We start from the raw sequence: 16460 nt of genomic DNA, 5'->3' as shown, positions 1-16460 counted from the left end.
GAACGATCTGCTTTCCCTTACCGCGAGGCAGGGGGCGAGGCTCGTCCGATGGCCGAACGGAGTAGACGGTTGTGGCAGACGGCTGGGCTGTGCGCGGTGGCCTTCGCGGCCGGCGCCGGACCGGCGATGGCGAGCGAGCCGGCGCGCGCGCACGCGCTGGCAAGCTACGACGCGCTGCCGCTGGCGTTCGTGCCGAACGCGGGGCAGTCCGACGCGCGGGTGCGGTATGTCGCGCAGGGCGGCGGGAAGAGCTTCTTCTTCACGGATCGCGGTGTGACGATGGCGGTCTCCGGGTCGCGGCGGACGGTCGTGCTGAAGCTGCCGTTCAAGCACGCGAACCGCAGGCCGCGGATCGTCGCCAGCCGGCGGGCGGCCGGGATCGTGAGCTACTTCGGGAACGGGCGCGCGGAGACGTCGCTCCCCACCTATGGAGCGATCACCTACCGAGATCTCTGGCCCGGGGTCGACGTGACCTTCCATGGCGCGAACGGGCGCCTGACGTACGACGTCTCAGGCGCTCACCACGTCGACCTCGCGTGGGACGGGCAGCCCGGCGTCCGTTCGAAGGCGTTGCTGAGCGACTCCGCGGTGGAGTACTCGACGCTGCTCGGGGGCACGGGCGTCGATGCGGGCTTCGGCGTCGCCGTCGACGCGCGGGGCAGCGCCTACGTCACGGGCGAGACGTTCTCGACGGCGTACCCGACCACGGCAGGCGTGTTCGACCGCACCCACAACGGCAACGGCGACGTGTTCGTCACCAAGCTCAACGCGTCGGGCACGGCGCTCGAGTACTCGACCTTCCTCGGTGGCGATCAGCTCGAGAGCGCGGCGGGGATCGCGGTCGACGCGCTCGGCAACGCGTACGTGACGGGGACGACCACCTCGCCCGGGTATCCGACGAGCACGTTGGCCTTCGACAAGACCTACAACGGCGGCTTCGACGGGTTCGTGACGAAGCTCAATCCGGCCGGGAACGCGCTCGCGTACTCGACCTTCCTGGGGACCGGGGGCGCGGACGAGGGCAACGGGATCGTCGTCGACGCCAACTTCAACGCGTACGTCACGGGCGACACGGATTCGGCGGCCTTCCCGACCACCGCGAACGTGTTCGACACGAGCGAGAACGGCAGCATCGACGCCTTCGTGACCAAGCTCAACGCCGCCGGCACGGGGCTCACCTACTCGACGTTCCTCGGCGCCTCCGAGGCTGAGGACGGCTTCGGGATCGCCGTCGACGGGCAGGGCGACGCGTACGTCGTGGGAACGACGGAGTCGCCGACGTTCCCGACCAGCGCGAACGCCTTCGATCGCAGCTTCAACGGTGACATCGACGTCTTCGTCACGAAGCTCGACGCGATCGGCAAGACCCTCGGCTACTCGACGTACCTCGGCGGGGATGACAGCGACGACGGCCGGGCGATCGCGGTCGACGGCCAGGGCAGCGCGTACGTCACCGGCGCGACCCGCTCGCCGGGCTTCCCGACCACGGCGGGCGCCGTCGACACCGGCTACAACGGCGACGACGACGCGTTCGTCACCAAGCTCGACGCCGCCGGGGGCGCCCTCGCCTACTCGACCTTCCTCGGCGACGCCGGCTCCGACGTCGCCAACCGGATCGCGGTCGACGGGCAGGGCGAGGCGTTCGTCGCCGGCGTCACCAACTCGCTCGGCTTCCCGACCACCGAGGGCGCGTTCGACACCGGCCACAACGGGGGCGACGACGCCTTCGTGACCAAGCTCACGCCGGCCGGCGAGAGGCTCGGATATTCGACGTTCGTCGGCTCCTCGGCCGGCGACGGCGGCCTCGGCATCGCGCTCGACGGACAGGGCGGCGTCTACGTCAGCGGCACCACCAGCTCCGCGGGCTTCCCCACGAGCACGGGCGCGTTCGACACCACCCAGAACGGCGACTTCGACGCGTTCGCGATGAAACTCGACCTGACGGCACCGGACACGACGATCACCGACGGCCCGAGCGGGCAGACGGGCGCGACGACGCCGTCGTTCTCGTTCGCGTCCGACGACGCGGGCGCCGCCTTCCGCTGCCGGCTCGACGGGCCCGGAACGGCGGTCGGCAGCGAGCAACCGTGTGCCTCGCCGCAGGTCTTCGGGCCGCTCGGCGTCGGGGACTACACGTTCTCCGTGCGCGCCGTCGACACCCACGGCAACGCGGACGAGACGCCCGCCACGCGGACCTTCACCGTCGTCGCGCCGCCGGCTCCCCCGCCGTGCGCCGGCGCCGGGCGCGGCGACGGCCAGCCGATCGGGGTCAGCATCGCCGCGGGCGCGCGCTACACGAAGGACCCGAAGTTGCAGCTGACGATCATCCCGCCGGACGGCGCGACCGGGCTCTCGATCTCCAACGACGGTGGGTTCAAGGCGCCGTCAAGCGGCCAGGTCGACCCCGGCCGCCGCTACCCGTGGGTGCTCGACTCGTCGGGGCCGGAACGGCTGCCGAAGACGGTCTACGTGCGGTTCAGCGGTTCGTGCGTCGACCCGTCGCAGACCTTCCAGGACGACATCATCCTCGACGAGACGGCGCCGACGCTCTCGACGGCGACGGTCGCCCCGGCCAAGGGACGCCGGTTGACGCTGAACCTGAAGGCCACCGACAACGCGTCGGGCGTCAAGCGCGTCGAGGTGCGGCGCCGCAACAAGCGCATCCTCGTCGCCGCCTTCAAGCGCAAGCTGCGCCTGCGCGGCACGGCGAAGAACCTGACCGTGCGCGTCACCGACGGCGCGGGCAACACATCCCGCTCCAAGAAGGTCAAGGTCGTTCGGGGTTGACGTAGATCCCGCGCTCCTGCAGCTTGCGGATCTGCGGTTCGAGCACGTTCTCGCGGTACTCCTCGTGGTTGTACGGCGGGCGCTCGGCGTAGAGGTTCTTCGGGTAGATCGGCTGGTCGTAGATCAGCCGATACTGCTCGGTCGTGAGGTCCTTCATCCAGTTGCCCCACTTCGCGTTGGCGCGGAAGTGGCGCAACGCGTGGATGTCGATCGTCCCCGCGACCCACGACGAGCTGCCGCTGTAGGCGTGGTCGCCGACGACACGTCCGAGGTAGTCGGCGATCAGCGAATGCCCGCCGAACGTGTCGATCGGGGTGTCGTCGTCGGCGGTGAGGTAGTAGGTGCCGACGTTGGGCGCGATCACGTAGAAGTTGTTGTCCAGCGCGCGGGCGCGGGTCTGGACGACGTACGCGTCGCTCGCCCGATGCGGGAAGGAGGCGCGATAGACGACCTCGGCGCCGTTCATCGCCAGCCCACGGGCGTTCTCCGGGTACGACCCCTCGTTGGCCATCATGATCCCCAGCCGGCCGATCTCCGTGTCGGCCACGGGATAGAACGCGTCGAGCGTCTCCCCGTAGAGCTCGACCCAGCGGTCGTACACGTTGTGCGGTGTCATCGAGTGCTCGACCGGCAGGAGCGGGACCACCTTGTGATGGCGCAGGACGACCGCGCCGTCGGGATCGAGCACGAACCCGACGTTGAAGAAGCGCCCCGGGAACTCGGGGTGGCGCGCCTTCGCCTGCGCCATCACGAACACGCCCCACTTGCGGGCGAGGCGCCCGAGCTCGTCGGTCTCGGGCCCGGGGATGTCGATCGCGCACTCGCGCGCGAAGGTCTCGTGATCGAGGTCGAGCACCTCGTCGTTGAAGCCCTGCAGCGCGCCCTCCGGCACCGCGACGAGCCGCACCGGCAGATCGAGTCCCCCGAGCCAGGTCGAGGCCGTGACGAGGTGGTCGAGGTGCTCGAGGTTGCGCCGGATGTCCTCGCGCCGCTTGATGCCCCACATCGTCGGGACCAGTCCGATTGCCTGATAGGGCTCGATCATCGACTCCTCCTCCGCTCGGATCGAGCCGGATCGTCTCAGAAAAGGGCGCCGACGCTTCGCAGGAAGGTCTCGGCGGCCTGCTCGGACTCGTCGAGGTAGCCGGCGACCATCGCGCCGTCGCGGAGCATGATGAAGTGCCGCGCCGCGTCGTCGGGACGCGCGTGACCGGCGTCGGCGAAGGCGGTCCGGACGGTCTCGGCGAACCACGCGCGGTGCGCTGAGACGGCGCGGCGGATCGGCTCGTCGGGGTCGTCGAACTCGGAGGCGACCTTGATGAACGCGCAGCCGCCGAAGCCCGGCGATCGCAGCTGGGCGGCGATGTCCTCGCCGAGCGCGGACAGCCGCGCCTTCGGGTCCTCGATCTCCAGGGCCGCGGCGATCCGCTGCTCGATCACGTCGTGGGCGCTCTGCAGGTAGGCCAGGACGAGGTCCTGCTTGCCGGGGAAGTGCCGGTAGAAGGTCGCCCGCGTGACGTTGGCCTCGGACACGATCCGGTCGACGCCGACGCTGTTGACGCCCTCTGTGTAGAAGAGCCGCGAGGCCGTCGCGAGGAGCCGTGTCCGGGGTTCGGAGTCCTTGACCGGCGGGAGCGTGGCGATGCGCGGCACGCCTCGGACAGTAGCGGAAAGAACGATCGTTCTTGACATGGCGGGTCGCTGCGGCTACGGTGGAGAACGATCGTTCTTTCTCTACTGAAGGGCCCTTATATGTCCGCCGCATCGTCCGTCATGTCCACTCCCTTGCTTCCGGCGAGACGCCGGATCGCCTGGGTGCGGGCGATCGCCGCGCTGGTCTGGGCGGGCGCGTTCGCGGCCGCGCTGGGCGGTGACCCCGACGCGGGCGAGGCGGTGCCGACGGCCGCGGCCGTGCTGCTCGCCGCCTACCCGCTCATCGACGTCATCGCGTCAATCGTCGAAGCCCGCGCGTCGGTCCAGCTGCGGGCCGTCGTCAACGCGCTCATCAGCCTCGCCGCGTCCGTCGCGCTCGCGGTGGCCGCGGGCACCTCCGACGCGGGCACCACCCTCGCCGTCTTCGGCGTCTGGGCCATCGTCTCCGGCGCCGTGCAGCTCGGCACCGCGATCACGCGCCGCGAGCTCCCGATGATCGCCAGCGGCGCGATCTCCACCGTCGCCGGCGTGTCCTTCGTGGCCGGCTCCTCCCAGGACGTCGCGCACCTCACCAACGTCGCCGGCTACGCGGCGTTCGGCGCCGTGCTCTACCTCATCTGGGCCGCCCGCGCCCGCCGCTGAGCCCCGCTGTGTCTCGGTGTGGAAGGGGGGTGGCAAGGAAACCTTTACCCAGAGGAAGGTTTTCCTGCCCACCCCCAGGCGCCCGGAGCTTGGGAACACCCTGACCGGCTTTCGCGTTGCATTCAGGATCTCGTCACTCGGCTGTGTCGCTTCCCGATCGAGGACCCGAGGATCGGTGCACTCCGCTACCAATTGCTAACGGCATGGGCCGGCACGCTCGCCGAAGCCACGGGTGTATCCCACGCCGTGCTGGTGCTGCACGAGTTCCGGACCAATGAACGGCCTGACGACAAGTCCCCGCTCAACGCAGAAGAGCTCGCACGCTTCGGCCATGCGGTCCTGGGTTGTGAGCTGCCGCCCGACGGGGTCTCGCCATGGTGCGTCCGCGTGCCCGACGCACCGTCCGTTGACGCGGCTCTCTACGTCGCACATGTGGTGACCGACCTGCGTGACTCAACGCTCGTCTCGCCAACCGCGACCGCGTGACAGCGGCGCGGAGCCGCATCGCTCGCGCATCGGACGACAAGGAGTGGGGAGCCGCGCGACCCGCGGTGCCGCGCCGTCGAGTGGCGCGCCTAGCGATCTGTCCGGACTCCGGTGCACGTCGCGCGCGACCGGGAGGTCGCCGCGTGCAGAGACGTCCAGAGTCGGGCGGGCGCTCGAGCCCTCAGGAGGTCGGCGTCGGCGTCGGCGTCGGCGCCGGGCCGTTGCTGCAGTCGGACGTCTTGTAGCCGTCCGCGCATATGGTCTTCGCCCTCCAGCGTGCCGTGAAGTCCTTCACGAAGGCGTCGAGCGCCGCCTGCTGCTGCTCCGAGACGAGCGTCTCCTTGATGACGTCCCTGACTTCCTCGAGCGGTTGCTGGCGCGCCGGCTTGACCCTCGTGACCGTGAAGACGTAGTAGCCATATTGCGTCCGGACCGGGCCGACGAGCCGGTCCTTGACGGCGCCGAAGACGGCCTTGTCGAGCCGGCGGTCCAACGTGCCCTTCGAGACGAAGCCGAGCTTGCCGCCGGCGTACTTGGACGTGCTGTCGATCGAGTATCGGCGGGCCACGGCCTTCCACGAGGTGCCACGCTCAAGAGCCGAGCGCGCTCGCTCGGCGTCGGCCTTGCGCTTGGTCAGCACGATGCGCAGCGAACGCCGCTCAGGCACGGCGAAGCGGGCCTTGTTGTCGGCGTAGAACTGCGCGATCGCCTCGTCGGAGACCTGATCCTTGCCCGCGACGACCTTGTCCCGGAGCTTGTTCGACAAGAGGTCGAGCCTGACGCGCTGGAGGATGTCCGCCTCGGTCTGGCCGCTCTGCTTGAGGAACTTCCGATAGTCCGACTCCTTGGGGAAGCTCTGCTTCTTCTGTTCCTGGAAGGACTGATCGACCTCGGCGTCGGTCACCGTGATGCCCTGTAGGGCGGCCTCCCCGGCGATCCACTTGAAGCTGATGAGCAGCTGCATGACCTGGTTGCGCAGCTGCGCATAGTCCTGTTTGCACCACGTCACGAGCTCGTGGCGGGACACCTTCTGCCGGTCCTTCGGCGGCAGCGCCTTGCGCCGCGCGGCGATGCACTTGCGGTAGCCGTCCTCGCGATCGGGCACCGCGCCGAAGCTCGACTTGGCGGCGATCGTCAGCCAGCGGTCGAATTCCTGCCGCTCGATGGCCTGCCCGTCGACCGTGGCGACCGCGTCACGCGGCAGCTCGCCGCCCTGGGCGAGCAAGCCCGTGCCGGCGACGGCGAGGATGGCGAACGCGGCTTTGATCATCGGCAAAGGGGGTCGGGGTCACGGCTCCACACGCCGCACCAGTGTGGCGTGCCCGCGCGTTCGCACGAGGTCGAGCGCGACAAGGGCTGGAAAGTCACACCGCTGAGCGTACTGGCAGCGGTAGTACGCACCCCAGTAGCTGGTAGCCCGCTGTTCCGTGAGATCGATGAAGTCGCGGTTCGCTTGCGCGAACGCCCGATAGTCCAGAGACGTGAGCGGAGCTCTCGCGAGGATCATCAGGCAGATCTCGACGACATATTCGCCGAGCAGCTGGAGCACGTACGGGATCACCCACGGCTCGGTCGCGTCGAGCACACGGGCGATCGAACGCTCGCGCACGTAGCCGTCGCCATGCCGCGAGTAGATGCAGTTCGCGATCCGCCGCTGCCGGTCACTCAACTCCTCCGGTACGGCCAGCTCTGGATAGTGGACGCGGTACGGGATCGCGATCCGCTCTTCGCCGACAGCCACCGTCTCGTCCCTCACCGACGCCGGATACTCGCGCGGTGGAAGTGCGCGGACGGCGATCAGCGCGTCATCGCGCACTGCCTCTGGGAAGCCGCGCAGCAAGAGATCCCGCTCGCTGTCGGACGCCCGTGTTCGATCCATCGCGCCGAAGACCGTACGGGTCGTGCACCGTTGCCCGAGCCACGCGTGGCGCGTAGCATCGCGTAGCTCGCACCCGGAAGTGGGGAGACCATGCCCGCAAACGAACCCGAACAGCTCCATCGCCTGTTCGAGCAGGCGTTCAACGCCGGCGACCTGGAAGCGCTGATGGAGCTCTATGAGCCGGACGCGGCTCTGATCCCGCAGCCGGGCGTCACTGTGGAGGGGAGCGACGGAATCCGCGAAGCGCTGCGTTGGTTCCTCGACCGCCGGGGTCAGATCAGCCTCGACACGACGCTCTCGCTGCGCGTCGGGGACCTCGCGTACCTCTCCAACCGCTGGACGCTGACGGGTGGGACGATGCCCGATGGAAGCCCCGCGGCGCTCGGGGCGACGACGGCCGAGGTGGCTCGCCGACAGGACGACGGCAGCTGGCTGTACGTGATCGACAACGCCTGGGGCGATCAAGCGACCGCGTAGGCCGCGAATCACGAGGTAGCCTGCGGTCGAAACAACCCGGAGGACGCGACATGTCTTACACCGTGGACTTCGTCACCGTCTCGACCGTCGGTCTGGAGTCGTCACCGCACGCTGACGCGCTGGCCGGTCTGCGCGCCAACGAGGCCCGTTACTTCAAGAACAAGTACGACCACACGTTCACGGTGGAACCCGCGAGCGAGGCCCAGGAGACCATCGAGTGGGTGCACCGGATCCTCAAGGAGGAGCGGGACCTCGTGATCTCCTCTCCCCCGCTGGAGGCCACGGCGTTCCAGGTCGAGAACATCCGCATCGCCTACGTGTTCTACGAGAGCGGCCTGTCGATCAACGTGATGTACACCCTCGACGGCCCGGACCCGAAGCGGGCGGTCGGATTCAAGCTCTCGGACGGCATGGAGGTCCCGGAGGAGCTCGCGTCGAGCTTCAAGTTCGCGCGGCAGCGGTCCAAGCTGGCCGGCACGATCCGCGGCTCGTACTTCGTGATCAAGAACGAGTACTGACCCGTAGTTGCCAGACTCGGTCGGGTATGACGACCGAGATCGCGCAGTTCATGCGCCGGCTCGAGCACACGTGGGATGAGCACGTCACGGCGCTGCTGGAGCACCGCGATCCCGACGCGGCGATGCGCTCGATGACGGCCGCGCCGTCGGTCCGGCACATGCCCACCCTCACCGGGGCGTCGGGGCGGCAAGAGGTCGAGAGCTTCTACCGCGACGCGCTGCTCCCGCACCTGCCCGGTGAGCTCGCGCTCACCCGGAAGGCGCGGGTGGTGGACCGGTTCCGCCTCGTGGACGAGCTGACGGTGTCGTTCGTCCACGACTGCGAGCTGGCGTGGCTCCTTCCGGGGGTCGCGCCAACAGATCGAAGCGCCTCCGTGACCGCGATCGTCATCGTCGAGTTCGAGCGCGGCGCGATCGCGTCCCAGCGGACGCACTGGGACTTCGCCTCGCTCGCCCGGCAGCTCGGGGTCTAGCCCGCCAGCACCTCGTGGGCGAAGCGGACGACCATCGCGCCGTCGCCCACCGCTCCCGCGACCCGCTTGGACGCCTCCGCCCGTACGTCGCCGGCGGCGAAGACGCCCGGGCGGACGGTCTCGAGCATGTGCGGCTCGCGGTCGCGCAGCGGCCAGTTCAGATGGCCGGCGCACTTGAACGCGCCGTGGCCGCACAGCAGGTAGCCGGCGGCGTCGGTGGCGAGGATGCCCGTGGCGGCCTCGGTGCACGGGGTGGCACCGATCATCACGAACACCGCGGTGGCATGGACGCGCTCGACGCCGCCGTCCGCACCGCGAAGCGAGACCGTCTCGACGGTCGCTCCGCCGTGGACCGCCTCGATCTCGGTCTCGGTCATCACCTCGATCGTGGGTGAGCGCTCGATCCGATCCACGAGGTACGCCGACATCGTCGACTTCAGCGCCTTGCCACGGACCACGATCCGTACGCTGCGCGCGCGGTGGCTCAAATGCACCGCGGCCTGGCCGGCGGAGTTGCCGCCGCCGACGACGATCACGTCCTCGCCCCGGCAGCGCTCGGCGTCCGTGGCCATCGCCGCGTGGTAGACGCCCGCGCCGCGGAAGCGGTCGACGCCCTCGGCCTTCAGCTCGCGCCAACGCGCGCCGGTCGCCATCACGACCGACCGGGCGAGGACGTGCTGGCCGTCGTCGAGGTCGACGCGCACCAACCCCTCGGGGCCGTCGGCGAGCTCGACCGCGCGGTGGAAGCTCGACAGCACGGCGTCGAAGCGGCGTGCCTGCAGGGTCGCCTTGCGGGTGAGGTCGATGCCGGAGATGCCGCTCGGGAAGCCGAGGTAGTTCTCGATCCGCGTGCTCGTCCCCGCCTGGCCGCCGGGCGCCCACGCCTCGGCGACGAACGTCCGCAGCCCCTCCGACCCGCCGTAGACGGCAGCCGCCAGTCCGGCCGGGCCGGCGCCGAGCACGACCAGGTCGAAGCGCTGTCCGTCGACCTCGGCGCGGAGCCCCAGAGAGCGCGCCACCTGCGCGGGCGAGGGATTGCGCATCACGTTCGTGGCGTGCACGAGCACGGGGGTCTCGGCGGGCGGGATCTCGAGCCAGTCGAGCATCCGCAGGCCCTCTTCGTCCGTGTCGACGTCGTACCAGCGCACCGGCAGCAGGTTGCGCTCGAGCAGCTCGCGCACCTCGTACGCGCGCCGTGAGCCGCGCGCGGCGATCAGCCGCATGACGCCGTGGCCCTCGGCCTCGTGCCAGGAGCGGCGGGCGAGCAGCGTGCGGAAGATGTGCTCGCCGAACTCCGGCCAGCGGGCCATCATGTCGCGCAGCTGGCCGCGGTCGAACGCGATCGTGTCCGTCGGCTCGACCGCCACGCAGGCGCTGATCGTCGGCTCGCCGGTGAAGGCGGCGATGTCGCCGATGAAGGTGCGCGCGTCGGCTTCGGAGATCGTGATGTTCTTGCCGGGCTTGCGGTCGACGAACTCGACCCGCCCGCGCTCGATCACGTAGAACGGCGCGTCGCGGTCCGCGTGTTCGTAGAGCACGTCGCCGACCGCGAAGCTCTTGCGCGTCCCGCGTTCGGCCAGCCACTCGAGCTTGCCGTCGGACAGCCGGGGGAACAGCACCTCGTCATCGAGATCCGGGAAGCGCTCGCTGCGCAAGACCTGCGTGGTCGCCATGCGAACGAGGCTACCGAGGCGAAGCGGTCAGGCCCTCACGGGAGGATCTGCCGGCCGAGCGCGTCGGACAGGCCGGCCCGGATCCTGTCGTGGACGCGCTGCTCCACCTGGTTGGTGCTCATCCGGTGTCCCTGCAGGATCGGGGCTTCGTTCGCATGCACCGTGAGCTGACGCGTGCTTCGCGGGGTGAGCGGGACCGGGAACGAGAACGTGCCGTGGCCCGGGTAGCGCACGCGATCGCGGATGGGCGGCGCGATCCCCGGATACCGGCGAGCGCCCCCGAGCCCGCGATAGTTGGTGTCCTGGATGCCCTCATCGCCGCTGACGACCCCGACGGGCCGTCCTCCCGACAGGTCCTGATCGACCTGCCCCGCGGTCGCGCGATCCTGGAGGTCGAGCGCGTAGAAGTTCTGCGCGTCGGACCCTTCGCCGTTGGGGCCTCCGATCCCCTTCTTCTTCAAGGCGGGGTTGAGGCCCTGGGCGAGCACATCTGGATGGTTGGCGGCTGTGGTCAGATGAAGCCGGAGCTGCAGTCCCGGGAGGCCGGTCGCCGGCAAACCAGGTGGGAGCGGCACCGACACGTCCTGCTGGATGCCCGCCGCCGGGGGCTGTATCGGCACTTCGCTCAGGAGGTCCTTCCGGGCCGCCGCCAGGGGGTCGTTCTCGGCTTCGGCATCTCTCCTGGCCAGCAGCGCGGCCGTCAGCGAGGACGCCCCTGCCGGCGGTTTGCGTATGGGCTCCCTCTTGAAGGCGTCTGACGCCTGCATCAGCGCGATTGTCTCATAACCCCTGAGCGGTCCTGGGCCGGGTCCCAGGCGCGAAGTTGGGCCTCGGGACTCTCGCGCACGCGTGCGCACCGCGGCAGCATCGGTCGCCGTGGTCGGCGAAACGGAGTGAGCTGATGGGTACGAGTTCTGCACGTCCGGATGACCTGGACCGGTTCGCCGCGCAGAGTCGCCGCGCCGACGACGCGCTGCGCGCCCACGACCGCCGCCTGCGCAGCGACTATGCGGGCTTCCTCAGCGGCACCGAGTGGGGCGTGCTCGACATCCGCTCCCTGCTGGCCGGGTTCGGGACCTTCGTCGACTACAACGAGATCGACGCGCGCTGGGTCGCCAAGATCGCGCAGGCGTTCCGCCACGCCGGCGGCGACGGTCAGGTCAAGACGCTCCCGGACTCGGCGATCCACGCCAGCCTGAAGGCCGCCGGGCTGCTCGGAGGCCGCCGGCACGTCACCTTCGACGACCCCGTCGCCTACGGCATGCCGCCCACCACCGGCTACGCCAACGACCCGGTCAACACCGCGAGCGGCAACTTCGTCGAGGTCGAGGACGACCTCCTCGTCCGCACCTACAACAGCCGTTCCGACCACGTGGGCGCGTTCGGGCCGGGCTGGTCGTGCTGGGCCGACGTCCGCCTGATCGCGCGCGCCGACGGCGCCGAGTACATCGGCCCGGACGGGCAACGCGCCGTGTTCCCGCGCATGGGGGCGGGCTACGGCCGCGTGCTCGGCGTCAACGCCCTCGTCGAGCCCGGTGAAGGACTCGCCCTGAACTGGTTCGGCGGCGAGCGCTGGGAGTTCGACGCCGCCGGTCGGCCCACCCGCGTCACGCACGGCCCCGGCACGGACGTCGCGCTGTCCTACGAGGACGGCCGCCTCGCCGAGTGGCGTCCCGTGCGCGGCAGCACGGTCCGCGTGCACTGGCGCAACGAGCGCATCAGCGCCCTCGAGGCCTCCGACGGCCGCACCGTCAGCTACCGCTACGAGCACGGCGCCCTCGTCGAAGCGCCCGGACGCCACTACGAGATCGGCGACGCCGGGAAAGTCCTCTCGGTCGCCGACGCCGACGGCGTCGTCGAAGTCGCCAACGCCTACGACGACGACGGCCGCGTCATCCACCAGCTCTCCCCCTTCGGCCGCAACACCCTCTTCGCCTACCTCCCCGGCCACGTCACCGTCACCTCCGACGACACCGACGGCCCCGCCAACGTCTACATCCACGACACCCACGGCCGCCTGCTCTCGCTGATCGCCGGCGACGAGACCCGCATAAGCTTCCAGTACGACGCCCACGGCAACCCCGTCGCCGTCACCGATCGCAAGGGCGCCGTCACGGTGCAGGAATGGGACGAGCGCGCGAACCTGACGCGCCGCGTCCTCCCCACCGGCGCCGAGTTCACGTTCACCTACGACGACCAGGACCGCGTCCTCGACGTGACGACTGCGGGCGCCACGATCCGCCATCGATACGCGGGCGCGGAGCGCAGCCCGATCGAGATCGTCGACGCCGAAGGTGGCATCACGCGGCTCACCGTCCACGACGGCCTCGTGCACGCCATCACGGACCCCGACGGCGTGCGCGTCGCGTTCGGCTTCGACGCCGACGGGCAGCTGCTGTCCGCCACCGACGCCGACGGCAACACGGCACGGCTCGAACGCGACGCGGCCGGGTTCGTGACCGCCGCGATCTCCCCGCTCGGGCGCCGCACGACGTTCGTCGCAGACCACGCCGGCCGCCCGCTCGAGCAACGCGACCCCGACGGGTCGACCTGGCGCTTCGAGTACTCCCCCGCCGGCCGGAGGACCGCCGTCATCGACCCCCTCGGCACGCGGGTCGAGACCCGCCACGGCGAGCACGGTGAGACGGCGGAGACCGTCGACGGCCTCGGCCGTGTCACGCGCCACGACTACGACGTCCTCGGCAACCTCGTCGAGCTCGTCCAGCCCGGCGGCGCCACCTGGCGCTTCGGCCACGACGAGCTGTGCCGCCGCACCCACACCACCGACCCGGCCGGCGCGACCTGGCTGCGCGAGTACGACGCGGGCGGCAACCTCACCGCGACCACCGATCCGGTCGGCGTCCGCTACGACGCCACGCACGACCGGTTCGGCCGCGTCAGCGCCCTTCACGACGGCAACACCTCCGCCACGTTCGCCTACGACGCGCTCGGCCGCTGCCTCACCCAGGAGCGCCCGGACGGGACGACCGCCCGCGCCACGTACGACCGCCTGGGGCGGCGCACGCAGGTCACCGACCCGCTCGGCGGCGTCAGCCGGATCGAGTACACGCCCGCGGGCCGCATCGAGCGCGTCACCGACCCGTCCGGGCGCGTCACGACGTTCGAGTACGACCGCTGCGGCCGCCTGGCCCGGCGCGGCGACTTCGAGTTCGTCCACGACGCGGACGGCGCGCTGATCGCGACCATCGGGCCCGGCGGCGAGAGCGAGCGGCTGCGCTACGACGACAACGGCCGCGTCGTCGAGTGGTATGCGCCTGGCCACGGGCTGTCGCTGTACGCCTACGACGAGCGCGGGCTGCCGGTCGCGATCACCGACCGCCACGACGGCACGCGCCGCTTCGCCTACGACGCCGCGGGCCAGCTCGTCGCCGCCACCGACGCCAACGGCGCGACGACCCGCTACGTGCACGACGACCGCGGCCGGCTCGCGGAGATCCACGACCCGCTCGGCGGCATCGTCAGACGCGAGTACGACGCGGTGGGACAGCTCGTGCGCGAGATCGATCAACTCGGCCGCGCGACCAGCTGGAGCTACGACGCCGCGGGTCGCGTGACCGCCCGCGTCGACGGCGCCGGCCGCCGCATGGAGTACACCTACGACGCCTCCGGCAACCTCGCCACGTTCGGCACGGCGACGATCACCCGCGACGAGCTCGGCCGCGAGGTGGGGATCGAGGAGCCGGGACACTCGCACGCGTTCGCCTGGGACCGGGCGGGACGGCTCGTGGAGCGCCGCCGCGACGGGCTCTCGCTGTCCTACCGCTACGAGACAGGGATCGACCTCGACGTGCGCTGGAACGGCAAGACCGCGGGCGTCGTGTACGACGCGGCGGGCCAGCTCGTCGCCGCCGGCGGGCACACGTTCGCCTACGACGCGGGCGGCCGGCTCGTGCGCGAGGAGTCAGCCGACGGCGTGGTCACCTACGAGCACGACGCGGCAGGACAGCTGCTCGCCCGCCGCACCGAGCGCGACGCCACGTTCTTCGAGTACGACGGCTCCGGGCGGCGCGTGCGCGAGTACGGCGACGGGTTCGACCGCGCGTACCGCTGGGACGCGCAGGGCCGGCTCGTCGCGATCGGCGACACACAGGTCGACGTCGACGCGCTCGGCGAGCTCGCGGCGGTCGACGACGTCGAGCTCCTATGGGACACGGCGGACCCGTATTCGCCGGTGGTCGGTCTGCCCGAGGACGACCCCGGCCCGCGAGACCCGTTCGGCGCTCCGGCGTTCCAAGCGCCGCTCCGGGGCTACCGCGGCGAGGTCGAGTTCGCCGGCCACACGTGGCTGCGGGCGCGCGTCTACGACCCGTCGACGCGCAGCTTCCTCTCCCCCGACCCACTCCCGCCGCTGCCGGGCACGGCCTACGCGACCAACACGTACCACTACGCCGGCAACGACCCGATCGGTCGCGCCGACCCACTCGGCCTGCGGCCGGTGACCGAGCAGGAGCTGCGCGAGATCCGCGACCGGATGGGCTCGAACTTCTTCTCGCGCAACGCGGACTGGATCGTCGCCGGGGTGCTGATCGTCGGTGGCATCGCGGTGATGGCGACCGGCGTCGGCGGGCCGCTCGGGGCGGCGATGATCGGCGGTGCGCTGCTCAGCGCGGGCTCGAGCGCCGCGATCCAGAAGGCCACCACCGGCCACGTCAACTACACCGAGGTCGCGGTCGCAGGGCTGATCGGCGGCGCCGCGGGCGGGCTCGGCTACGGCGCCGGCGCGCTCGTCAGCGGCAGCTCGAAGGCGGCGGCGTTCGGCCGCGGGGCGCTCGCGGGCGGCGTCGAGAGCTTCGCCGGCGGCGCGGGGAACCGCGCTGTCCACGGCGGCGACCCGTTCGACCCGCGGGGCATGGCCACCGACCTGCTGCTCGGCGGCGGGATCGGCGGCGTCGGCGGACGGCTCGGGGCGCCGGGCCGGGAGCGCGTCCCGCAGGACATCGCGGTCAACCCGAAGCCGCCGGCCCCGCTGCGGCTGAACCGGCCGATCGGGCGCGCGACGCACAACCAGGCGCTCGCGGACGAGATCGCCAATCTCCCGCCCGGCGCCTACGATCTCCGCGTGAACCAGCAGCAGGTGAACCTCGAGGGCGTCCGGGTCGGCACCAACCGGCCGGATCTGCAGTACTCGCTCGACGGCAAACGGCACTACGTGGAGTTCGAAGGGTTCGACAACCCACGCGGTGACGCCCACGAGTACCGCCTGCTCGCGAACGACCCCAAGGGCAAGTTCGAGCTCCGGAAGGTCGATTGATGCTGCCGTCCTCGGCCGGCGGCCCGGTCACGCAGACGGTCGGGTTCATCCACGCGCCCGCGGACACGGTCGCGCCCTGGCTGCTCGACGGCATGAAGGGCTGGCGGATGCAGCCCGTCCGGTGGCGCTCGCTGGAGGACGCGGTGGCGGTCATGGGCCCGGCCCGGCAGATGGACCGCAACGCCGTCGTGCCCGTCGCCGGTTGGTCGCTGCTGTTCCGCAACAGCCCGCTGGGGAACGACGTCGGCGTGATCCCGAGTCTCGCCGCGCGCGAGCTCGGCTGCCGCGCCGTGCGTGCCGTCTGCGTCCCCGACGGCGAGGACGCCTACCCGGCCCGCATCCTCGAGGTCTACGACATCGACGGCACGCCGCCGCTGCTCGACCGCCGCTCGATCACCGCGGCCAACGACGGCGGCTCGTGGGTCTTCGAGACCTCCGGCGAGCCGTTCGACTTCGAGGATCTCGACGCCTACAAGCGGCGCCGCAAGACCGAGCGCTTCCCGCCGGAGCTGCTGTATGCCTACCTCGGCCACCTCGGCGTCCCGTACGACATCGAGCCCGATTGGGAAGGCACGCAGCTGCTCCAGCGCAGCTGAGCTT

Annotated in this window: 14 protein-coding genes; 8 read left to right on the top strand and 6 right to left on the bottom strand. The window is 70.9% G+C overall.

Annotation, left to right across the window (positions count from 1 at the left end):
* Positions 1-48: 48 nt before the first annotated feature.
* Positions 49-2787 carry an SBBP repeat-containing protein gene (locus G569_RS59595; RefSeq protein ID WP_084286033.1) on the top strand — a complete coding sequence of 913 codons (2739 nt, stop codon included), beginning with the start codon at positions 49-51 and terminating at the stop codon, positions 2785-2787.
* On the opposite strand, the gene G569_RS0134680 is transcribed toward G569_RS59595, so the two are convergent.
* Both G569_RS0134680 and G569_RS0134675 read right to left on the bottom strand, forming a co-directional pair.
* The gene (locus G569_RS0134680; RefSeq protein ID WP_028066826.1) at positions 2768-3832 is read right to left on the bottom strand and encodes a nitrilase-related carbon-nitrogen hydrolase; all 1065 of its coding nucleotides are present in this window, start codon (positions 3830-3832) and stop codon (positions 2768-2770) included. The two genes, G569_RS59595 and G569_RS0134680, sit on opposite strands and share 20 nt — an antisense overlap.
* Before the next feature lie 35 nt (positions 3833-3867).
* Complete coding sequence (locus G569_RS0134675; protein ID WP_211233168.1) at positions 3868-4440, bottom strand: TetR/AcrR family transcriptional regulator; 573 nt, start codon at positions 4438-4440, stop codon at positions 3868-3870.
* 120 nt (positions 4441-4560) lie between these two features.
* On the opposite strand from G569_RS0134675, the gene G569_RS0134670 reads away from it, so the two are divergent.
* Both G569_RS0134670 and G569_RS66730 read left to right on the top strand, forming a co-directional pair.
* On the top strand, positions 4561-5082 hold the full coding sequence (locus G569_RS0134670) for a hypothetical protein (protein WP_028066824.1): 522 nt from the start codon (positions 4561-4563) through the stop codon (positions 5080-5082).
* An 18-nt stretch (positions 5083-5100) separates the two neighbouring features.
* Positions 5101-5568, top strand: a complete 468-nt coding sequence (locus tag G569_RS66730; protein WP_503473930.1) for a DUF6946 family protein — start codon at positions 5101-5103, stop codon at positions 5566-5568.
* Positions 5569-5749: 181 nt separating this feature from the next.
* Here G569_RS66730 and G569_RS0134660 read toward each other — a convergent pair whose 3' ends face one another.
* Both G569_RS0134660 and G569_RS54030 read right to left on the bottom strand, forming a co-directional pair.
* Positions 5750-6838: a peptidyl-prolyl cis-trans isomerase gene (locus tag G569_RS0134660; RefSeq protein ID WP_028066822.1), complete on the bottom strand. Its 1089-nt coding sequence runs from the start codon at positions 6836-6838 to the stop codon at positions 5750-5752.
* 18 nt (positions 6839-6856) lie between these two features.
* Positions 6857-7408, bottom strand: coding sequence for a hypothetical protein (locus G569_RS54030; protein WP_053227422.1), 552 nt, complete (start codon positions 7406-7408; stop codon positions 6857-6859).
* A 129-nt stretch (positions 7409-7537) separates the two neighbouring features.
* Between G569_RS54030 and G569_RS0134650 the strand changes: the two genes are divergently transcribed.
* Genes G569_RS0134650 through G569_RS54025 form a run of 3 tightly spaced genes read left to right on the top strand, consistent with a single transcriptional unit; the run spans position 7538 to position 8915 of the window.
* On the top strand, positions 7538-7924 hold the full coding sequence (locus tag G569_RS0134650; RefSeq protein ID WP_028066821.1) for a YybH family protein: 387 nt from the start codon (positions 7538-7540) through the stop codon (positions 7922-7924).
* 50 nt (positions 7925-7974) lie between these two features.
* Positions 7975-8442: a DUF8821 family protein gene (locus tag G569_RS0134645; protein ID WP_028066820.1), complete on the top strand. Its 468-nt coding sequence runs from the start codon at positions 7975-7977 to the stop codon at positions 8440-8442.
* A 26-nt stretch (positions 8443-8468) separates the two neighbouring features.
* On the top strand, positions 8469-8915 hold the full coding sequence (locus tag G569_RS54025) for a nuclear transport factor 2 family protein (RefSeq protein WP_053227421.1): 447 nt from the start codon (positions 8469-8471) through the stop codon (positions 8913-8915).
* Here G569_RS54025 and G569_RS0134635 read toward each other — a convergent pair.
* Together G569_RS0134635 and G569_RS63285 are read right to left on the bottom strand one after the other, a co-directional pair.
* Entirely contained in the window at positions 8912-10588 is a 1677-nt protein-coding gene (locus G569_RS0134635) for an FAD-dependent oxidoreductase (RefSeq protein ID WP_053227420.1), read from the bottom strand. The two genes, G569_RS54025 and G569_RS0134635, sit on opposite strands and share 4 nt — an antisense overlap.
* A 35-nt stretch (positions 10589-10623) precedes the next feature.
* Positions 10624-11355, bottom strand: coding sequence for a hypothetical protein (locus G569_RS63285; protein ID WP_157592519.1), 732 nt, complete (start codon positions 11353-11355; stop codon positions 10624-10626).
* 134 nt (positions 11356-11489) lie between these two features.
* Between G569_RS63285 and G569_RS54020 the strand changes: the two genes are divergently transcribed.
* Positions 11490-15860: a DUF6531 domain-containing protein gene (locus tag G569_RS54020; RefSeq protein WP_037501178.1), complete on the top strand. Its 4371-nt coding sequence runs from the start codon at positions 11490-11492 to the stop codon at positions 15858-15860.
* Positions 15860-16456 (top strand): hypothetical protein, encoded by a 597-nt coding sequence (locus G569_RS0134615; RefSeq protein ID WP_028066816.1) that lies wholly within the window; start codon positions 15860-15862, stop codon positions 16454-16456. Before G569_RS54020 ends, G569_RS0134615 begins: the two co-directional genes overlap by 1 nt.
* The last annotated feature ends 4 nt before the right edge of the window (positions 16457-16460 follow it).

Source organism: Solirubrobacter soli DSM 22325, assembly GCF_000423665.1.
Taxonomy (GTDB): domain Bacteria; phylum Actinomycetota; class Thermoleophilia; order Solirubrobacterales; family Solirubrobacteraceae; genus Solirubrobacter; species Solirubrobacter soli.
The sequence above is the reverse complement of the archived record's forward strand: the minus strand, read 5'-3'. Positions and strand labels throughout refer to the sequence as shown.

Coding starts and splice junctions, on each gene's coding strand:
- G569_RS59595 (WP_084286033.1), top strand. CDS start 49: ATGGCCGAACGGAGTAGACGGTTGTGGCAGACGGCTGGGCTGTGCGCG.
- G569_RS0134680 (WP_028066826.1), bottom strand. CDS start 3,832: ATGATCGAGCCCTATCAGGCAATCGGACTGGTCCCGACGATGTGGGGC.
- G569_RS0134670 (WP_028066824.1), top strand. CDS start 4,561: ATGTCCACTCCCTTGCTTCCGGCGAGACGCCGGATCGCCTGGGTGCGG.
- G569_RS0134660 (WP_028066822.1), bottom strand. CDS start 6,838: ATGATCAAAGCCGCGTTCGCCATCCTCGCCGTCGCCGGCACGGGCTTG.
- G569_RS0134650 (WP_028066821.1), top strand. CDS start 7,538: ATGCCCGCAAACGAACCCGAACAGCTCCATCGCCTGTTCGAGCAGGCG.
- G569_RS0134645 (WP_028066820.1), top strand. CDS start 7,975: ATGTCTTACACCGTGGACTTCGTCACCGTCTCGACCGTCGGTCTGGAG.
- G569_RS54025 (WP_053227421.1), top strand. CDS start 8,469: ATGACGACCGAGATCGCGCAGTTCATGCGCCGGCTCGAGCACACGTGG.
- G569_RS0134635 (WP_053227420.1), bottom strand. CDS start 10,588: ATGGCGACCACGCAGGTCTTGCGCAGCGAGCGCTTCCCGGATCTCGAT.
- G569_RS63285 (WP_157592519.1), bottom strand. CDS start 11,355: ATGCAGGCGTCAGACGCCTTCAAGAGGGAGCCCATACGCAAACCGCCG.
- G569_RS54020 (WP_037501178.1), top strand. CDS start 11,490: ATGGGTACGAGTTCTGCACGTCCGGATGACCTGGACCGGTTCGCCGCG.
- G569_RS0134615 (WP_028066816.1), top strand. CDS start 15,860: ATGCTGCCGTCCTCGGCCGGCGGCCCGGTCACGCAGACGGTCGGGTTC.